Annotated in this window: 15 protein-coding genes; 8 read left to right on the top strand and 7 right to left on the bottom strand. The window is 64.8% G+C overall.

All coding sequences use genetic code 11. From position 1 onward, the window contains the following. The 5 genes from LIG30_RS01205 to LIG30_RS25840 form a co-directional block, all read left to right on the top strand. A partial coding sequence (locus tag LIG30_RS01205) for an HpcH/HpaI aldolase/citrate lyase family protein (protein WP_038708962.1) occupies positions 1-859 on the top strand: 859 nt, incomplete at its 5' end. A gap of 238 nt (positions 860-1,097) precedes the next feature. Continuing rightward, entirely contained in the window at positions 1,098-1,598 is a 501-nt protein-coding gene (locus tag LIG30_RS01200) for a hypothetical protein (RefSeq protein WP_038708960.1), read from the top strand. Between the two features lie 22 nt (positions 1,599-1,620). Next, the gene (locus LIG30_RS01195; protein ID WP_038708957.1) at positions 1,621-3,072 is read left to right on the top strand and encodes a bifunctional 2-methylcitrate dehydratase/aconitate hydratase; all 1,452 of its coding nucleotides are present in this window, start codon (positions 1,621-1,623) and stop codon (positions 3,070-3,072) included. Between the two features lie 47 nt (positions 3,073-3,119). After that, a complete protein-coding gene (acnA, locus tag LIG30_RS01190) occupies positions 3,120-5,825 on the top strand; it encodes an aconitate hydratase AcnA (RefSeq protein ID WP_038708956.1) in 2,706 nt (901 codons plus the stop codon). A 403-nt stretch (positions 5,826-6,228) separates the two neighbouring features. After that, the gene (locus tag LIG30_RS25840; RefSeq protein WP_152985957.1) at positions 6,229-7,029 is read left to right on the top strand and encodes a hypothetical protein; all 801 of its coding nucleotides are present in this window, start codon (positions 6,229-6,231) and stop codon (positions 7,027-7,029) included. Positions 7,030-7,266: 237 nt separating this feature from the next. Here LIG30_RS25840 and LIG30_RS01180 read toward each other — a convergent pair whose 3' ends face one another. Together LIG30_RS01180 and LIG30_RS01175 are read right to left on the bottom strand one after the other, a co-directional pair. Next, positions 7,267-7,632, bottom strand: a complete 366-nt coding sequence (locus LIG30_RS01180; protein WP_038708952.1) for a BON domain-containing protein — start codon at positions 7,630-7,632, stop codon at positions 7,267-7,269. A gap of 183 nt (positions 7,633-7,815) precedes the next feature. Next, positions 7,816-8,721: a LysR family transcriptional regulator gene (locus tag LIG30_RS01175; protein ID WP_038708950.1), complete on the bottom strand. Its 906-nt coding sequence runs from the start codon at positions 8,719-8,721 to the stop codon at positions 7,816-7,818. 103 nt (positions 8,722-8,824) lie between these two features. On the opposite strand from LIG30_RS01175, the gene LIG30_RS01170 reads away from it, so the two are divergent. Both LIG30_RS01170 and LIG30_RS01165 read left to right on the top strand, forming a co-directional pair. Next, complete coding sequence (locus LIG30_RS01170; protein WP_038708949.1) at positions 8,825-9,589, top strand: SDR family oxidoreductase; 765 nt, start codon at positions 8,825-8,827, stop codon at positions 9,587-9,589. 28 nt (positions 9,590-9,617) lie between these two features. Next, positions 9,618-10,073 carry a lipocalin-like domain-containing protein gene (locus LIG30_RS01165; RefSeq protein ID WP_038708948.1) on the top strand — a complete coding sequence of 152 codons (456 nt, stop codon included), beginning with the start codon at positions 9,618-9,620 and terminating at the stop codon, positions 10,071-10,073. Positions 10,074-10,162: 89 nt separating this feature from the next. Here the strand turns inward: LIG30_RS01165 and LIG30_RS01160 are convergent, their stop codons facing one another. The 4 genes from LIG30_RS01160 to LIG30_RS01145 all read right to left on the bottom strand — a co-directional run bounded on the left by LIG30_RS01160 (position 10,163) and on the right by LIG30_RS01145 (position 14,603). Then, positions 10,163-11,002 carry an ABC transporter permease gene (locus LIG30_RS01160; protein WP_038708946.1) on the bottom strand — a complete coding sequence of 280 codons (840 nt, stop codon included), beginning with the start codon at positions 11,000-11,002 and terminating at the stop codon, positions 10,163-10,165. Positions 11,003-11,021: 19 nt separating this feature from the next. Continuing rightward, complete coding sequence (locus tag LIG30_RS01155) at positions 11,022-12,284, bottom strand: ABC transporter permease (protein WP_038708963.1); 1,263 nt, start codon at positions 12,282-12,284, stop codon at positions 11,022-11,024. 97 nt (positions 12,285-12,381) lie between these two features. Continuing rightward, complete coding sequence (locus LIG30_RS01150; RefSeq protein ID WP_038708944.1) at positions 12,382-13,428, bottom strand: ABC transporter substrate-binding protein; 1,047 nt, start codon at positions 13,426-13,428, stop codon at positions 12,382-12,384. A 74-nt stretch (positions 13,429-13,502) separates the two neighbouring features. Continuing rightward, positions 13,503-14,603, bottom strand: a complete 1,101-nt coding sequence (locus tag LIG30_RS01145) for an ABC transporter ATP-binding protein (protein ID WP_038708943.1) — start codon at positions 14,601-14,603, stop codon at positions 13,503-13,505. Positions 14,604-14,710: 107 nt separating this feature from the next. On the opposite strand from LIG30_RS01145, the gene pdxR reads away from it, so the two are divergent. Continuing rightward, positions 14,711-16,228, top strand: a complete 1,518-nt coding sequence (gene pdxR / locus LIG30_RS01140; RefSeq protein ID WP_038708941.1) for a MocR-like pyridoxine biosynthesis transcription factor PdxR — start codon at positions 14,711-14,713, stop codon at positions 16,226-16,228. Between the two features lie 112 nt (positions 16,229-16,340). Here pdxR and LIG30_RS01135 read toward each other — a convergent pair. After that, a partial coding sequence (locus LIG30_RS01135) for a TonB-dependent copper receptor (RefSeq protein WP_038708938.1) occupies positions 16,341-18,338 on the bottom strand: 1,998 nt, incomplete at its 5' end.

The following is an 18,338-nucleotide window of genomic DNA, read 5'->3' as shown; positions in this document are numbered from 1 at the left end:
CGACTGCGAGGACGGCGCGGCGGTCGGCCAGGAGGCCGCGCACGCCGGGCTGGTCGCCGAGCTGCTCGGCAGCGCCGAGAACCGCTTCGGGCGCGTCGGCGTACGGATCCACGACTTCTCCCACCCCCATTGGCGCGACGACGTGCGCATCGTGCTGCGCGCCGCGCGCGCGCCCGCGTACATCACGCTGCCGAAGGTCGCGAGTGCGGCCGACGCGGCCGAAATGTGCGCGTTCATCGAAGGCATGCGCCGCGAGCTCGGCATCGAGCGCCCGATTCCCGCAGACGTGCTGGTCGAGACCCACGGCGCGCTCGCGCAGGCGGCCGCGCTCGCCGCGCTGCCGCTGGTCGGCACGCTGAGCTTCGGCCTGATGGATTTCGTGTCGGCGCACCATGGCGCGATTCCCGATTCCGCGATGCGCTCGCCCGGCCAGTTCGAGCATCCGCTCGTGCGCCGCGCGAAGCTCGAGATCGCCGCGGCCTGCCATGCGCACGGCAAGACGCCGTCGCACAACGTGACGACCGAGGTGCGCGACATGGGCGTCGTCGCGAGCGATGCGCGGCGCGCCCGCGACGAATTCGCGTACACGCGCATGTGGAGCATCCATCCGGCGCAGATCCGGCCGATCGTCGCGGCATTCGCGCCGCGCGGCGAGGAAGTCGCGCTGGCCACCGAGATCCTGCTGGGCGCGCAGGCCGCCGACTGGGGGCCGACGCGCCACGGCGACACGCTGCACGACCGCGCAAGCTACCGCTATTACTGGTCGGTGCTGCGCCGCGCGCAGGCGACCGGCCAGCCGGTGCCGGCCGAGGCGGCGCCGCTGTTCGGCGCGCAGGCCGCCGCGGGAGGCCGGCCATGAGCGCGCGCCGCCGCCACGCAGCCGACACGGTTTTGTACGATTCTGCCGGGCTCGCGAAACCGGACATCCGGTTCGCGAGCCCGGCGCGCATCACGTGGGGACCGAAAACCTTAAATATGTGCCGCCAAATAGGTGAAAATAGCGGCCGCTGCGCGCTTCCGGGGCGCGTGCAGTTCAACCCGGCCGGCAGCATCCGCCGTTGGCCCTTGTTAACTGATTCTCGAAAGGTTTTGATTCCATGAAGAAATTGCTGATCGCCGCTGCCATCGGCGCCCTGTCCACCGCGATGCTGGTTGCGGCCCCGAGCGCATTCGCGCAGCCCGCCGGCACGACTGCGAACAAGGCAACCGCCACGCGTCCGGCGCCGAAGCACCGCCTGATCCCGCGCAGCAAGAAGGCGCAGGCGCGCGCCGCAGCGAAGGTCGATACGGCGCCGGAAGGCGCGACCCGCTGGTCGTGCGCCGAAGGCCTGTCGTTCGACCTCGCCGGCGACATGAAGCGCGACCAGATCGTGACCGTCCACTGGGCGAAGAAGAACTACAAGCTGCCGCGCATGCAGACGACGACCGGCGCGGACGTGTTCTACGATCCGGCACAAGGCTTCAAGCTGGTCGTGATCCCGACCAAGGCGATGCTGTTCAACGACAAGGACGGTTCGCGCCTCGCCGACGAGTGCCGCACCGCAGATATGGCGCAAGGCTCGCCGGCGCCGACGCAGTCGAACGAGCTGAAGAACTAAGCTCGCACACCGGGGAGCCTCGATGTCCGCGCCGATCTCCAACGTCCGCCCTGCCCCGGATCCGGTACTCGTCGATATCGTCGACTATGTGCTGGGTTACAGGATCGACAGCGCGCTCGCGCTGGAGACGGCGCGTCATTGCCTGATCGACACGCTCGGCTGCGGACTCGAGGCGCTGTCCTACCCGGCCTGCACCAAGCTGCTCGGGCCGGTCGTGCCGGGCACGATCGTGCCCAACGGCGCGAAGGTGCCCGGCACCCCGTTCCAGCTCGACCCGGTCCAGGCCGCGTTCGACATCGGCGCGATGATCCGCTGGCTGGACTTCAACGACACCTGGCTCGCCGCCGAATGGGGCCATCCGTCCGACAATCTGGGCGGCATCCTGGCGACGGCAGACTGGCTGTCGCGCACCGCCGTCGCAGCGGGCAAGGCGCCGCTCGCGATGCGCGACGTGCTGCTCGCGATGATCAAGGCCCACGAGATCCAGGGCTGCATCGCACTCGAGAATTCATTCAACCAGGTCGGGCTCGACCACGTGCTGCTCGTCAAGCTCGCGTCGACCGCGGTGGTCGGGCAGCTGCTCGGCCTCACGCGCGACGAGCTGATCAATGCGGTATCGCTTGCGCTCGTCGACGGCCACGCGCTTCGCACCTACCGGCACGCGCCGAACACCGGCTCGCGCAAGTCGTGGGCGGCAGGCGACGCGACGTCGCGCGCGGTGCGCCTCGCGCTGATCGCGAAGACGGGCGAAATGGGCTACCCGTCGGTGCTGACCGCGAAGACCTGGGGCTTCTACGACGTGCTGTTCAACGGGCAGCCGTTCTGCTTTCAGCGGCCTTACGGCACGTACGTGATGGAAAACGTGCTGTTCAAGATTTCGTTTCCGGCGGAATTCCACGCGCAGACCGCGGCCGAGGCCGCGATGCAGCTGCACGCGCGGCTTGCCGCGGCGGGCCGCTCGACCGACGAGATCGCGCGGATCACGATCCGCACGCACGCAGCAGCGATCCGCATCATCGACAAGCAGGGGCCGCTCGCCAACCCGGCCGACCGCGACCACTGCATCCAGTACATGGTCGCCGTGCCGCTGCTGTACGGCCGGCTGACGGCCGCCGATTACGAGGACGCGGCCGCGCAGGATCCGCGCATCGACGCGCTGCGCGCGAAGACGGTCTGCGTGGAAGACCCGCAGTTCACGAAGGATTACCACGATCCGGACAAACGCTCGATCGCGAATGGGCTGACAATCGAGTTCGACGACGGGTCGACGCTTGCCGAAGTGGTCGTCGAGTATCCGATCGGCCACCAGCGACGCCGTGCGGACGGCATCCCGCTCCTGATCGAGAAGTTCAGGGCCAACCTCGCCCGCCGCTTCCCGGCAAAGCAGCAACAAGCGATTCTCGACGTGTCGCTGGACCAGGCTAAGCTCGAAGCGATGCCGGTCAATGAATACGTCGACTTGTATGTGATTTAGCCGTCATTTACAGGACTTCTTTCCTCGCCTCAACCCAGGAAAATACCATGGCCCACAATCTGCATAAGACCCTCAAGGAATTCGACAGCGGTTCCGGCAAAGGCAAGTTCTACTCGCTGCCGCAACTCGGCAAGGAACTGAAGACGAAGATCGAACGCCTGCCGGTATCGATCCGTATCGTGCTCGAGTCCGTGCTGCGCAACTACGACGGCAAGAAGATCACCGAGGAGCACATCGAGCAGCTCGCGAACTGGAAGCCGACCGCCAAGCGCGTCGACGAAATCCCGTTCGTCGTGTCGCGCGTCGTGCTGCAGGATTTCACGGGCGTGCCGCTGTTGGCCGACATCGCCGCCATGCGCGGCGTGGCGAAGCACGCAGGCAAGAACCCGAAGAAGATCGAGCCGCTGGTTCCGGTGGATCTCGTCGTCGACCACTCGGTGCAAGTCGACTACTTCCGCCAGCCGGACGCGCTCGACCTGAACATGAAACTGGAATTCCAGCGCAACAACGAGCGCTACCAGTTCATGAAGTGGGGCATGCAGGCATTCGACACGTTCAAGGTCGTGCCCCCGGGCATCGGCATCGTCCACCAGGTGAACCTCGAGTACCTGGCACGCGGCGTGCACAAGAAGAGCGACGTGTACTACCCGGACACCCTGGTCGGCACCGACAGCCACACGACGATGATCAACGGCATCGGCGTGGTCGGCTGGGGCGTGGGCGGCATCGAAGCGGAAGCCGGCATGCTCGGCCAGCCGGTGTACTTCCTGACGCCGGACGTCGTCGGCGTCGAGCTGAAGGGCAAGCTGCGCGAAGGCGTGACGGCCACCGACCTGGTGCTGACCATCACTGAAATGCTGCGCAAGGAAAAGGTCGTCGGCAAGTTCGTCGAGTTCTTCGGTGAAGGCACGACGTCGCTCGCGCTGCCGGACCGCGCGACGATCGCGAACATGGCGCCGGAATACGGCGCGACGATGGGCTTCTTCCCGGTCGACGAGAAGACGATCGACTACTTCAAGGGCACGGGCCGCACGAAGTCGGAAATCGCCGCGTTCGAAAACTACTTCAAGGCGCAAGGGCTGTTCGGCATTCCGAAGGCTGACGACATCGACTACAGCAAGGTGCTGACGCTCGACCTGTCGACGGTTGCGCCGTCGCTGGCCGGCCCGAAGCGTCCGCAGGACCGTATCGAGATCGGCAACGTCAAGTCGACGTTCGGCGACCTGTTCTCGAAGCCGGTCGCGGAAAACGGTTTCGCGAAGAAGGCCGCCGACCTGACGGCCGAGTACAAGACGAGCGACGGCGTTTCCGTGAAGAACGGCGACGTGCTGATCGCCGCGATCACGTCGTGCACGAACACGTCGAACCCGGGCGTGCTGCTGGCCGCCGGCCTGCTGGCCAAGAAGGCGGTCGAAGCCGGCCTGACGGTCGCGCCGCACATCAAGACCTCGCTCGCCCCGGGATCGCGCATCGTCACGGAATACCTGACGAAGACCGGCCTGCTGCCGTACCTCGCGCAACTGGGCTTCTCGGTCGCCGCTTACGGCTGCACGACCTGTATCGGCAACGCGGGCGACCTGACGCCGGAACTGAACGAAGCGATCGTCAAGAACGACATCGTCGCGGCAGCGGTGCTGTCGGGCAACCGTAACTTCGAAGCGCGCATCCACCCGAACATCCGCGCGAACTTCCTGGCCTCGCCGCCGCTGGTCGTCGCCTACGCGATCGCCGGCAACATCACGCGCGACCTGATGACCGAGCCGGTCGGCAAGGGCACGGACGGCAAGGACGTCTACCTCGGCGACATCTGGCCGACGAGCGACGAAGTCCATGCGCTGATGAAGTTCGCGCTCGATCCGAAGGCGTTCGAAGAGAACTACTCGCACCTGACGAAGAAGGGCGACCTGTGGAGCAAGATCGAAGGCGAAAGCGGCCAGGTCTACGACTGGCCGAAGTCGACCTACATCGCGGAGCCGCCGTTCTTCGGCAAGCACTTCTCGATGGAGCCGGCGGATTCGATCGCCGCGGTGTCGGGCGCACGCGCGCTGGGCATCTTCGGTGACTCGGTCACGACCGACCACATCAGCCCGGCAGGCTCGATCAAGGAAGATTCGCCGGCAGGCAAGTGGCTGAAGGAGAACGGCGTGCAGAAGGCCGACTTCAACAGCTACGGCTCGCGCCGCGGCAACCACGACGTGATGATGCGCGGCACGTTCGCGAACGTCCGGATCAAGAACCTGATGATCCCGGCGAAGGCAGACGGCACGCGCGTCGAAGGCGGCCTGACGATCCACCAGCCGAGCGGCGAACAGCTGTCGATCTACGACGCGGCGATGAAGTACGTCGACGCCGGCACGCCGACCGTCGTGTTCGCGGGTGAAGAGTACGGCACGGGCTCGTCGCGCGACTGGGCGGCGAAGGGCACGCAGCTGCTGGGCGTGAAGGCCGTGATCGCACGCAGCTTCGAGCGGATCCACCGTTCGAACCTGGTCGGCATGGGCGTCCTGCCGCTGCAGTTCAAGGGCTCGGACAGCATCCAGTCGCTCGGCATCACCGGCGAAGAAACGTATGACGTCGAAGGCCTGGGCGACGACTTCAAGCCGCAGCAGGATGTCACGCTCGTGATCCACCGCAAGAACGGCGAAACGACCCGCGTGCCGGTGCTGCTGCGCATCGATACGCCGATCGAAGTCGACTACTACAAGCACGGCGGTATCCTGCCGTTCGTGCTGCGCTCGCTGCTGGCGGCGTAAGCGCGCGGCTTTTGCAGGTGCCGCGGCCGCCGGAAGGCGGCTGCGGCCGATTTGGAAACCCGGCCTCGTGCCGGGTTTTTTTTGTTGTTCTTTATGGATTTGGGATGCAGCGAAAGGATGTTTGGCGGCCAAGAGTCAACGATTTCTTTTTTCGCCGCAATCAAGCGAAATTCGGTCAAAGCGATCATTAACGACAGATGTCAATTATCTGTTGAATGAGCGGCTTGTCACATGATTTGTGCCGAGCAAGACTCGGCTAATTTCTACCATTGCGCGTCGGCACTTAAATCACTCACAATCGATCCAAAAGATAAACGTAAAGCAAACGCCTTTCCATCTTCCGAAACCTGAAAGGCAACACGGAAACCCCCTCAAAAATCTCGATCCACCTGAACTCAGACCAATGAATAGTCAATTAATTGTCGTTGCGCCCGACGAAGTGGTAAAAGCCGCTGAAGAAGCAGAAGTTGCTGCTCGCCAACCCAAAAAAGGCGTCGACTTTACGAAGATTGGCGAAAACGCTCTGGGAATGCTCTATGGCGCCAGTTTCGCCAATGTCTTCGCTGCAGGCGCCGAAGCGTTGATCGCTTGGAGCAAGGCGCGGCAAAGCGGGCTGAACGTTACCCAGATAAGTCAAACGCACGCTAACTCCCTGACGTTCCCACCGGGCCACCCACGTGAAGGTGTGCTCTATGTCGCGCACCCTGCGGCTAAAGGAGTCTACTTCACCGTTGCCTCATTTCATCGCCTGGCTTTTGAGCACAAATTTTCGGAAGCGATTGACCTCCTGATGTCCTTAGGTGCGACCGAAATCAAAGTTGAACACGTTAGAGGCTGGTCGCGAGACTTCGCTGGCAACCTGTCTGTTCCAGTGCAACAGACCACTGCTGGAGTTGAGCTATCCGGCAAACAGTCGAACGCGTCTGAACTTTTGTACGAAGCGCACCTGCCTGGAAACACGGAACCTAAATTGCCAGAATCGCTAGTTTGGTATCCGCATGAGCCCACGTGGCAATCAATGGCGAGAGGCAGAATAAAATTCGGATTGGCAGAATTTTCATTAACCGTTAACTACGAAGACGATTTTGGCATTAATGCTGGATTCAAGATTAACGCAGGAGAGTCAGGCTTGGACCTCGGTGGTTCATTTGAGGATCATCGCACTACTACTTGGAAAATCCACGGAAAATTTCTAGGAAAGTAATCAAGAGAGAATTGAATGGTAGCGGTTTTCGTCCACACGATCCGAACCAGCAGGCGAGCTAACACAATCAGACACAGCGCGCGATGGCTTGTATCGCGCCGTGCATGGTAAGAAGAATCAGCAACGAGTTGTGGGCAGTTGGCAATCCCGCCAACCCCAAGGCGCCTGCACCACACACGGTGCAGGCGCCTCCCGCCCGATCACCCACCCAGACGGCTCATCTCACGGCACCGCCGCTCAACGTCCCCCTTCAATCAGCGTCAGCTTGCTCTCGACCGAAGCAACACCCGGCACCTTGCGCGCCGCATCGATCGCGATCTGTTCCTGCTTCGGATCGTCGATGAACCCTGCCAGCACGACATCGCCGCTTTGCGCTTTCGCGAACGCGACGATATGCGTGTGGGTGAGCCCCTTCGTCGACGTCAGTGCGCGATGCACGGCATTCGACAGTTGCCGGTTCTCGCGACGGATGACTTTCTTCGTAGCGGCAGTCGGTGCCGAGGCAGCGGTGCCGCTCGCCGCATCGACCGTGGTTTGAGCGTGCGCGCTTGCCGTTGCGGCAGCGACCACTGCACCGATAAGGAGCATCTTGAATGATTTCATTTTCTTCACCTCGTTAAATGACCAACCGGATTCGATCCGGGGATTCCGAATGCCATCGCTCGCAAAAGGCGGATTTCATCTTCATTAAAGCGGGCGCTACGATCATACGCGTCTCAATAAAATCGCTGCACTATTCGCCCTGCGGCCAATCAACGAAGCCGTGCAACATCGCCGCGAGCCGACTCACCCCTCAAGCCCGACGATTTGCTCACGCAACCAGATCACGGCTGGATCGGTGTCATTGCGAGGGTGCCACGCAAGGGACAGGCGATACGGCTCGGTCTGGAACGGCAGCGCAAATACATCGACAACATCAAGGCAGCGCGCAAGCAGCATGCGAGGGAGCGTGCATACGCAGTCGGACGCCTGGAGAATGTCCGGGATCATCATGGCTTGCGGCACGGCAAGCACGGTATTCCTTCGCTTGCCGAGCCGCTCAAGATAATCGTCCATGTATCCGCGAAAATTGTCGCGATCCGGTGACACGACCACATGGCGCATCGCGCAATAACTCGCCACGTCGAGCGCCTGCTTTCCGCGAGGATGCCGCTTTCGCTGCGCCATCACGAAATCCTCCTGACGCAAGACGCGCGATATCAGCCTGGCGGGGACCGCCCGCTCCGAGTCGATCAATATGTCGAACTCGCCTTCCTCCATGAAGCGGGCGATGCGTTCAGGATCGGCGATGTTGAACACGACGCGCACCTTCTCACCTGCCTGGCTGGCCACACGGGCTGCGAGCGGCGCGCCGACGGCGCTCATCGCGTTGTCGCCCAACGCGACGCGGAACACCCGCTCGTCCTTCATCGGATCGAAAGTGAGTTCCGTCTGCATCACGGCGCCCAGCGTCTTCAACGCCGAGCGCAACGGTCCGTGCAGCGCCAGCGCGCGCGCAGTCGGGCTCATGCCGCGGCCTTTCTGAAGCGGCACCAGGAGCGGGTCACCGAACAGGTCCCGAAGACGGGCGAGCTGCGCCGACAGTGCAGGCTGGCTGATGTGCAGCCGGGCTGCGGCCTTTGTCACATTGCATTCCGCCAGCAGGACATCGAGCGATACCAGCAAATTCAGATCGATGCGGCTCAAGTCCATTAACTATCCATGCAGGTTATCGCTCGGATAATAACAAACGATTTCATGGATGGACCTGGCGTGTCTATAGTGACCTTTGTCAAACCGACTCACGGAGGTCCATATGAGCAACCCAAAGGTTCTGATCACGGCGGGCGCCTCGGGCATTGGCCGGGCGATCGCCTGTGCGTTCGCCGAAAACGGCGCCCGGGTCGCCGTAATCGATATCGATGAAGCCGCGCTGAAAGCGCTCGCGCTCGAATGTCCCGGCATCGAAACGTTCAAGTGCGACGTCTCGAACCGTGCCGAAATCGAGCAGATCGTGCCCGCTGCCATTGGCGCCCTCGGCGGGCTCGACGTGCTCGTGAACAACGCCGGCATCTCCGGTCCGACGGCTCCCGTCGAGGCGTTCGATCCGGACGCGTGGGACAAGGTGATGCAAATCAATCTGAGCGGAACGTTCAACGTGACCCGGCTCGCGATTCCTCACCTCAAGCAATCGGCATCGGCCTCGATCATCGTGATGTCGTCGGTCGCGGGCCGCTTTGGCTATCCGAACCGGAGTGCGTACTCGGCAAGCAAGTGGGGGCTCATCGGCTTCACCAAGACGCTATCGCGCGAGCTTGGCGAATTCGGCATTCGCGTCAACGCCATTCTGCCGGGCGCGGTCGCCGGCGAGCGGATCGAAAAGGTTCTCGCCGGACGCGCAAACGCGAGCGGCCGGACGGCCGAGGAGGAACGCAAGCAGGCGATGTCGGTGCAGTCCCTGCAGCGCTTCGTCGATCCCCGCGACATCGCTGCGCTCGCGCTCTTCATCGCATCGGATGCAGGCAAATCGATCTCCGGACAGCTGCTTCCGATCGACAACGACATGCAGCAAGCGTCGTGACATCACGCTCGAAACAGGAAACCCTCTCATGAAACCGACTCTGCGCGAACAGCTCATCGGCGCCTGGAAACTCGTCTCGTACGTCGAGCGCCCGATCGACGGCTCCGCCCCCTTCTACCCGTTCGGCGAAACGCCGCAAGGCATCATCATGTACACGCCCGATGGCTTCATGTCCGCGCAGTTGTGTACGCCGGATCGCGTGCCGTTCGCGTCGGGGGACTGGTTCAAGGGCACCGCTGCCGAATACGAGGCGGAAGGCAGCACGTACATTGCGTACACCGGGCCTTTTCACGTCGACGAGGAGAAGCAGTCGCTTACCCATACGATGTTCATTTCCCTCTATCCGAACTGGATCGGCCAGACGCAACCGCGGGTCGTCACGATCGAGGGCGACTTCCTGTATCTCAGTACGGCAAGCCCGATTTCCTCGGGCGGGAAAACCGTCAACTCGTATCTTCGCTGGAAGCGCGCCGCGGCGAGCTGACTGCCGGAACACTGCACGAGACAGCCTCCGGTATAGCAACGCCGCCACCCCGACCGGCGCGCGAGCCTCCCCGCGCGCCGACCGAAGCGTCAGGTCGTCGCGCGCCGCGCGTTACGGCCGCGCAGCCATTCGAGCGCCAGCAGCAGGCTCGTCGAGAAGATGATCAGGATCGTCGCGAGCGCGGCGATGGTCGGGCTGATGTTCTCGCGAATGCCGGTAAACATCTGGCGCGGCAGCGTGGTCTGATCGGCGCCTGCAAGGAACAGCGTCACCACCACCTCGTCGAACGACGTCGCGAACGCGAACAGCGCGCCCGACATCACCCCCGGCGCGATCACCGGCAGCGTGACGCGGAAGAACGTCGTGACCGGATTCGCGCCGAGCGACAGGCTCGCGCGCACCAGGTTGTAGTTGAAGCCCTGCAGCGTCGCGGCCACCGTCGTGACGACGAACGGAACCCCGAGCGCCGCGTGCGCGCAGATCAGCCCGGTGTAGGTGTTCGCGAGGCCGAGCGGCGCGAAGAACAGGTACATGCCGACGCCGACCACCACCACCGGCACGATCATCGGCGACATCAGCACCGCCATCAGCAGCCCCTTGCCGCGGAACTTGGCCTTCGTGAGGCCGATCGCGGCGAGCGTGCCGAGCACGGTGGCGACGACGGTCGCTGACGGCGCGACGATAAAGCTGTTCTTCGCGGCCATCCGCCACTCGTCGGACGCGAGCAGGTTCTCGTACCAGCGCATCGAGAAGCCCGGAATCGGGTAGACGAGGAACGTGCTGGACGAGAACGACAGCGGCACGATCGCCAGCACCGGCAGGACCAGGTACAGCAGTGTCAGCACGACCAGCACGCGCAGCGCGATATACCACGTCCGCTCGACGAGCGACATGTGCGGCGCAAAAAGAGGCTTGGCGAGCAGTTTCATGTTCGTATCCCCTTCGGAATCAGCCGAGGCTCACTTGCGAGCGGGTAAAGCGTCCGTAGACGGCGTACAGCACGAGGGTCGCCGCGAGCAGCAGCCCGCCGAGCGCACACGCCATGCCCCAGTTGATCGTCACGTTCGTGAAGTACGCGACGTAGTAGCTGACCATCTGGTCGTTCGGTCCGCCGAGCAGTGCGGGCGTGATGTAGTAGCCGATCGACAGGATGAACACCAGCAGCGCCCCCGCGCCGATGCCCGGATACGTCTGCGGCACGTACACGCGCCAGAACGCCGCGAACGGATGGCTGCCGAGCGAGACGGCCGCGCGCTGGTAGGTCTGCGGGATCGACTTCATCACGCTGTAGAGCGGCAGGATCATGAACGGCAACAGGATGTGCGTCATCGAGATGTACACGCCGACGCGGTTGAACAGCAGCGTGAGCGGCTGCGAGATCAGCCCGCTGCCGATCAGCGCCTTGTTGATGAGCCCCTCGCTCTGCAGCAGCACGATCCACGCCGCGACGCGCACCAGCACCGAGGTCCAGAACGGAATCAGCACGAGGATCATCACAAGGTTCGCGCGCCGCTCCGACAAGGTCGAGATCCAGTACGCGAGCGGATAGCCGAGCAGCAGCGCGAAGAACGTCACGGCGAAGCCGATGACGAGCGTGCGCCCGAAGATCGCCAGGTAGATCGACTGGTCCGGGTCGGCCGGGATGACGTTGCCGAAGCCGTCCTGCTTGTGATCGAGCGACGCGAGCAGATAGAACGGCGAATACGGGCTGGCGTTCTTCGCGATCGCCTGCCAGTAGGCGACATCGCCCCAGCGCGCGTCCAGCTCGACGAGCTTCTCGCGCACCTGCGCCGGCGCGAGCGCCTGCCCGTTGTCGCCGGCCAGCGGCATCGCGCGCGCGGTCTTCGCGACGAGCGAGCGGTAGCCCGGGATTTCGGTATTGAGCCGCCGCGCCAGCGCGCCCATCGCCTCGCTGTCGGCGACCTTCGCCATGTCGGCGGCGAGCGCCGTGTACGCCGCGTCGCCCGGCACGGCCTTGCGGTCCCAGCCGGACAGCGCGGCGACCGTTTTCGGCAATGCGGTGGTGATCTCGGGGTTCTGCACCGCGCGCGTCAGCAGCGCGCCGATCGGCACCACGAAGATCAGCAGCAGGAAAATCGCCAGCGGCGCGATCAGCAGCAACGCCATCGCGCGCTTTCTGGATTCGGCGGCCTTCAGTTCGCGCTTCAGCGCGGACGTCGACTGCGTCGACGAAGTGGGAGCGATCGTCATCGTGTTCAACGTTTCTCTCCAGCTGAATGCGGATTCAGCCAAACGCCGCGCGATGCGCATGCATCGCGCGGCCGGTTACGTCAGGACTGCGCGGCGCTTACTTCGACGCCCACGCGGCGAAACGCTGCTCCAGCTCGTCGCTGTGATCGGTCCAGAACGCGATGTCCTGCAGCACAGCGTTCTTGCCGTTCGCCGGCGAGTTCGGCAGGTTCGCAAGCGTCTTCTGATCGAGCGACTTGATCGCGGCGACGTTCGACGGGCCGTACGCGATGTGCTGCGCATAGCTCTGCTGCGCCTTCGGCGACAGCGAGTACGCGATGAACTGCTCGGCCAGCGCCTTGTTCGGCGTGCCCTTCGGAATCGCCCAGTAATCCAGATCGTAGATGCTGCCGTTCCAGACCACCTTCAGGTTCTTGCCTTCCTTCTGCGCGGCGTCGATCCGGCCGTTGTACGCCGTCGACATCACCACGTCGCCCGCCACCAGGAACTGCGGCGGCTGCGCGCCCGCCTCCCACCACTGGATGTACGGCTTCAGCTGATCGAGCTTCTTGAACGCGCGGTCCTGGCCGGCCTTCGTGCCGAGCACCTTGTACACGTCCTTCGGCGCGACGCCGTCGGCCATCAGCGCGAACTCGAGGTTGTAGCGCGCGCCCTTGCGCATGCCGCGCTTGCCCGGGAATTTCTTCACGTCCCAGAAGTCCGCCCAGTTCGCCGGCCCGCTCTTCAGCTTGTCCGCGTTGTACGCGAGCGCGGTCGACCACACGAAGAAGCCGACGCCGCACGTTTGCGGCGCTTCCGGAATCAGGTCGGACTTCTTGCCGATCTTCGCCCAGTCGAGCTTCTCGTACAGGCCCTCGTCGCAACCGCGGTTCAGGTCGCCCGATTCGACCTCGACCACGTCCCAGTTGACGTGCTTGGCCTCGACCATCGCCTTCACCTTGGCCTGCTCGCCGTTGTATTCGACGGCCGTGACCTTGTTGCCGGTCGACTTCTCGAACGGCTGGTTGAACGCGACCTTCTGCGCGTCGCCGTTCGCGCCGCCGAAGTTGACGACGGTCAGCTCGGCAGCCGATGCGGATGCGCCGCACACGGCCAGCGCCAGGGCGAGCGCCGTGCGGCGCGGCGTAAAGCATGCTCGAATCATGGTGGTTCCTCTCATGGTGGACAGTGAGCAGTTGTTATCGTGCGACGTGGTACTGAAGGTGCCCGGTCGGGCACTCACGCGAAAACGCGCAGGTGCTCGGGCGAGAATTCGAGTGCGATCGGTGCGCCGGGCGAGAACGTGTCGAGCGCGCCGGTGCCGAGCGGCACCTTGACGAAGCACTCGTCCTGCCCCGGCACCGCGCAACGCATGCGGACGTGATCGCCGAAATAGATCAGGCTGCGGGCCTCGCCCGCCAGCATGTTGGCCGACGCGCCGTTGCCGCTGGCGTTGCGTTGCGTCAGGCTCATGCGCTCGGGACGGATGCAGGCGGTGGCGGACGCGCCCGCGCTCGCATTGCCGACGTTGCGGCCGACGAGCCGCGTGCCGTCGTCGAGATGGAGCTCGCAGAACTCGCCGTCGACGCGCGCGACGGTGCCGCGCAGGCGGTTGCTGTCGCCGATGAAGTTCGCGACGAACTCGTTGCACGGCGATTCGTACAGGCAATCGACCGTGTCGAGCTGCTGCACGATGCCCTTGTCGAACACCGCGACGCGATCCGACATCGTCAGCGCCTCGCCCTGGTCGTGCGTCACGTAGACGAACGTCAGGCCGAGCTTTTCGTGCAGCGCCTTCAGTTCGTACTGCATATGCTCGCGCAATTGCTTGTCGAGCGCGCCGAGCGGCTCGTCCATCAGCACCAGCTTCGGCTCGAACACGAGCGCACGCGCCAGCGCGATACGCTGCTGCTGGCCGCCCGAAAGCTGCGCCGGGTAACGTTTCGCGAAGCGCTCCATCTGCACCATCTTCAGCGCGTTGGCGACACGCTCCGCGCGCTCGTTGGCCGGCAGCTTGCGCACGGTCAGCGGGTACGCGACGTTCTGCTCGACGGTCAGATGCGGGAACAGCGCGTAGTTCTGGAACACCATGCCGATGTCCCGCTTGTGCGGCGGCACGTGATTGAGCAACTCGCCGTCGAGACGGATCTCGCCGCCCGTCGGAAACTCGAAGCCCGCGAGCATCATCAGGCAGGTCGTCTTGCCCGAGCCGGACGGCCCGAGCAAAGTCAGAAATTCCCCGCGGTAGATGTCGAGGTCGAGCGATTTGACGACGAGCGTTTCGCCGTCGTAAGTCTTTCGCACACCGCGAAAGCTGACAATCACTTCATCGGTCTTCATCGTGGCTGTCCCCTTGAAACGCGACAAGCATTTTTGAGATGCAAATCACTATACGGCGCGACGGTTCTACAATAGGGAACCATTTCAATATTCCTGGTGGAACCACTTTGGATACCGTGATCCTGGCCGACTGGCTCACCGCCCGCATCGACCGCAGCTCGACCGAACCGATGTACCGCCAGCTGTTGCAGCTGATGCAGCAAGCCATCCTGACCGGTGAATTGGGGCCAGGAACGAAGCTGCCGAGTTCGCGAACACTCTCAGCCGATCTGTCGATCGCGCGCAATACGGTCTTGCACGTATACGACCAGCTCACAGCCGAAGGTTACGTGCTGACGACGACCGGCAGCGGCACCTACGTCGCGGACACGCGCCCGGACGCATCGGCGATGCAGGCGCCGGGCGGCCCGCCGCCGGCCGGAGACGCAGCGCCGCCGCAAGATGCGCAGGACGAACTGTCGATGCGCGGCCGCCAGCTGATCCGCCACGCGGGCGTGTCGCGCCGCCAGTGGGGCGCGTTCATGCCGGGGGTGCCGGACGTGTCGGAATTCCCTAGCCGGACCTGGAGCCGCCTGCAGGCGCGGTTGTGGAAGGAGGCCAACCCGGAACTGCTGACCTACTCGCCGGGCGGCGGCTACCGGCCGCTGCGGCGCGCGCTCGCCGATTACCTGCGGGTCGCGCGGTCGGTGAAGTGTTCGCCGGATCAGGTGATCATCACGACCGGCATTCACCAGTCGATCGATCTCGCGGTGCGGCTCCTGTCCGACATCGGCGATCGCGCGTGGGTCGAGGAGCCGTGCTATTGGGGCGTGCGAAGCGTCCTGCAGGCGGCGGGGATCGCGCTCACGCCGGTGCCGGTCGACAGCGAGGGGCTCGACCCGCGCGTCAGCGACCTGCAGCACCCGCCGCGTCTCGTGCTCGTGACGCCGTCGCACCAGTATCCGCTCGGCATGGTGATGAGCCTCGCGCGGCGCCGGATGCTGCTCGAATACGCGCGGCAGCACCGCTGCTGGATCATCGAGGACGACTACGACAGCGAGTTCCGCTACGGCAGCCGGCCGCTCGCGTCGCTGCAGGGCCTCGACGACGCGGGGCGCGTGATCTATGTCGGCAGCCTCGGCAAGATGCTGTATCCGGGCTTGCGGATGGGCTACATGGTCGTGCCCGAGCATCTCGTCGACACGTTCCGCACCGGGATTTCCGAGTTGTATCGCGAAGGACAGCTGATCCAGCAGGCCGTGCTCGCCGAGTTCATCATGGACGGCTATCTGACTTCGCACGTCAGGCGCATGCGCACGCTGTACGGCGAGCGCCGGCAGCTGATGATCGACGCGATCCACGCGCGCTTCGGCGACGAACTGCCGGTGATGGGAGACGAAGCGGGCCTGCACCTGGTGCTGGGTCTGCCGGAAGGCTGCGACGACCGGGCCGTCACGCAAAGCGCGTTCGATGCCGGCGTGATCGTGCGGCCGCTCACCGGCTACTACAGCTGTGCGGAAACCTCGCGCCCCGGCCTGCTGCTCGGCTACGCGTGCGTGCCGCACGACAACATCGGCCCGGCATTCGACACGCTGTCGGCCGCGATCGAGCAGCACCTGTCGCAACGCGCGACGCGCGCGGCATGACGCGCCGGCACGCATGACCGCACCGGCGCGTCGGACGCCTTTGGGCCGGCGCCACCCGGAGCGCCCCCCCCCGAAAGCATGCGTGCCACGCCGCGCGCGGCACGCATGCCGCTTACATCTTGGCGCTGACCCGCACCCACGCGGTCCGGCCCGGCTCCGTCACCGGCGCGTTCGCCGAATAGCCGAAGCCGGCGTTGCCGGCGAGGTTCAGGTGCTCCGTGTAGGTCTTGTTCAGCACGTTGTCGATGCCGACCGACACCTGCACCGCCTTGGTCACGTTGTATTGCGCGTGCAGCGACAGCACGCCGAACCCCGCGCTCGGGCCGAAGTCCTTGCCGACAACATTGCCCTGGTTCAGCGCATAGCGATGCTGCGGCGCGACGACCCGCCACAGCCCGCCCGCCGACCACGCGCCGCGCGTGTACTCGAGCCCGAAACGCGCTTCGAGCGGCGGCATCTGCGGCAGCGGATCGCCGGTCGCCGTGTTGCGGCCCCATGCGTATGCCAGCGACGTCTCGAGCCTGAGCGGCGAAACCGGCCGCCATGCGACGCCCGCCTCGCCCCCCATGATCTGCGCGTTCACGTTGGTCGCCCGCGTGGTCTGCCCCATCATGCCTGATGCGTAGTTGAACAGAATGAAATCCTGCACGTAGCCCGCATAGGCGGACACCCACGCATCGAGCCTGTCGCTCCTGTATTGCGCGCCGATATCGATCTGCGTGGTCCGCTCGGGCTCGATCGCCGAGAACGCGTTGACCGAACCGGCCGGGCCGCGCGTCGCCGAAAACAGCTCCCAGTAGTCGGGATAACGCTCCGTGTGGCCGATCCCCGCGTACCACGTGACCGGCAGCGCCGCGAGATCGCGCTCGTAGCGCAGGAATCCGCTCGGCAGCACGCGCGTGCGGTCGTCGTCGAACGTCGGGTTCGGCTTGCTCATCATGCCGCCCGTCATCGCCCGCTTGTCGAGCGCGCTCGCATAGTCGACGCGCGCGCCGCCGATCACCCGCGACGCGTCGCTCGCATACCAGGTCAGCTCGCCGAACACGCCGGCATTCCACATCGTCGCCTGCGGGTTCCAGTTCTGGTCGACATAGTTCTGCCGCCCCATCGCCGAGCGCGAGTCGAGCTGGTTCGATTGCGCGTCGGCGCCGGTGACGAGCTTGAAGTCGTCGCCGAAGCGGAATGTCGCCGCCGCGCGCGCGCCCAGCGTGCGGCGGCGGACCTCGGACGCCATCCGCATCGGCATGCTGCTCGTCGGGTCGGGCTGCCGCAACGTGTAGTTGTCCATCACGTGGTCGGCTTCGTTGTAGTACACGCGCGCCTCGATCCGGTCCAGCACGTCGCCGACATGCTGCTTGTCGAACGACAGGCCGAACGTCTCGCGCCGGAAATGCGCGCCGTCCATGCCGCGCCCCGCGTAGCGCGCGTAGCCGTCGCCGCCGCCGGCGGTCAGCTCGACGCGCGTGTTGTCGTCGGGCGTCCAGCCGAGCGCCGCGTCGGCATTCCATTTGTCCCATTGCGACGGCACGGTCCGGCCGTCGCCGTCCTCGTAGTCCTGCGAATGCGCGTGGTTGGCGGTGACGCGGCCGTAGAAATCCGGCGTCCCGGCGGTCACGTCGACGTTCTGGTCGTTGCGGCCGAACGAGCCGCCGACGACGCTGCCCTCGAAACGCATGCCCGGCGCGTCGAAACGCGGCGTGACGCGCTCGAACAGCACCGTGCCCGCCGATGCGCCCGGCCCGTACAGCACCGTTTGCGGCCCCTTGATCACGGTGACCTTGTCATAGCTCTCGGGGGCGATATAGGACGTCGGCGAGTCCATCCGGTTCGGACACGCGCCGAGCGTGGACATCCCGTTCGCCAGGATGTTGAGCCGCGAGCCGAACATGCCGCGCAGCACCGGGTCGCCGTTCGTGCCGCCGCTGCGGATCGACGCGAAGCCCGGAATCGTCTTCAGATAATCCGCGCCGTCGCTGGCGGGCAGCGGCTGGCGCGGCGTCTTCGGATCGGTGACGACGACGAGCGGCGAACGCAGCGGCGACGCGACGACTTCGACGGGCGGCAGCAGCCACGCCGCATCGGCCGGCGCAGCCGGTGCAGCCGGTGCGGC

This window comes from Burkholderia sp. lig30 (assembly GCF_000687455.2).
Classification (GTDB): domain Bacteria; phylum Pseudomonadota; class Gammaproteobacteria; order Burkholderiales; family Burkholderiaceae; genus Burkholderia.
This window is presented reverse-complemented; position numbering and strand designations above follow the sequence as displayed.